Genomic DNA, 1,156 nt, shown 5'->3' with positions numbered 1-1,156 from the left:
GTACCTCAGCGCTATAGTAACGAGCAATTTCCGCCACCTCCTCTGAGTCAGTGGAAACAATCACTGCTGAAAACACTTGGCTTTGGGTTGCAGCAGCAATAGTATAAGCAATTAACGGATGCCCTTTCAAAGGACGAATATTTTTACCAGGTACTCGTTTAGAACCAGCCCGGGCTGGAATCAGGGCAACTACTGTCGGAGTTTTATAATCCACCAATTTTACTGATCTTAGACAATAATCTTGCTGGCAAATTTTTGTTCACCACTTTATAGTTTACAGAAATAGGGAATCGGGAATCGGGAATCGGGAGTCGGGAGTAGAACGGGCATCTTGCCCGTTACAATTTTACAAGTAATTTTTGGTTTTATAATAACTCAGAATTGCAGTTAGTTATCTATTAGTAATTTCTAGGGTTTAATCCTTGTCAATATTGACAAGTATAGTGTATAATTATAGATGGTTAAATCAATTACTTTAAGTACAAATTACTGGGTTTTATGAAGTAGGGATTAGGGAGTAATAATTGCTCCTTGCTACCGTGAAATAAATCCCACAGCATTTCCTTAATAAGGGAAGAAACTTGTTCGCGTAGCGTGGCCTTTTGGCCAAGGTAAATCATCTGGGAAATCATAAGTAGTAAAAAACCGTTCTAATAGAGCAATGGTAAAAATTAACCGTCACAGCGTGTAATCGCAAATCACACCATAAAAATCACACTATAAACAGAATCTGCACTAGTTTAATCAGAATGATAGCGGTGATAATACTTAGGATTTACACAGAATTTTGACCCTATTACCTGTTCCCTATTACCTAAAATCAAAAACGTACTTCAAGCAATTGATAACTGCTATCGTAAACATTCTATTGCAGCAAAGCAAATGACAAACTCAGACCAGTTTGATACCCGTTTCAACCTTTTACTAACTGCCCTCGAGCGGATCACCCAACAGATTGAACAGCTCGGTCACAGAACCGATTCTAATGCTCGTGCTATCGATCAAACCAACCAAAAGATTGAACAGCTCGGTCACAGGATCGATTCTAATGCTCGTGCCATTGAAGCTCTAACCAATACTGTCCATGAGTTCAAACGAGATCGCGCTCAAGCATACTCTTTGATGGCAGATTTAGCTCAAAATCAATCCCGAATGT

General features: G+C 39.2%; 1 protein-coding gene and 2 pseudogenes. 1 reads left to right on the top strand and 2 read right to left on the bottom strand.

The window, feature by feature from the left end:
• Positions 1-214: pseudogene (locus tag F6K49_RS51350) on the bottom strand (hypothetical protein); the annotation flags it as partial.
• A gap of 256 nt (positions 215-470) precedes the next feature.
• A complete protein-coding gene (locus F6K49_RS51345; protein ID WP_293110647.1) occupies positions 471-632 on the bottom strand; it encodes a hypothetical protein in 162 nt (53 codons plus the stop codon).
• Positions 633-882: 250 nt separating this feature from the next.
• Here F6K49_RS51345 and F6K49_RS51340 point away from each other — a divergent pair.
• Positions 883-1,156: pseudogene (locus F6K49_RS51340) on the top strand (hypothetical protein); the annotation flags it as partial.

The organism is Moorena sp. SIO3I6, assembly GCF_010672095.1.
Note: the sequence above shows the minus strand (reverse complement) of the source record. Positions and strands in the feature narration are given on the sequence as shown.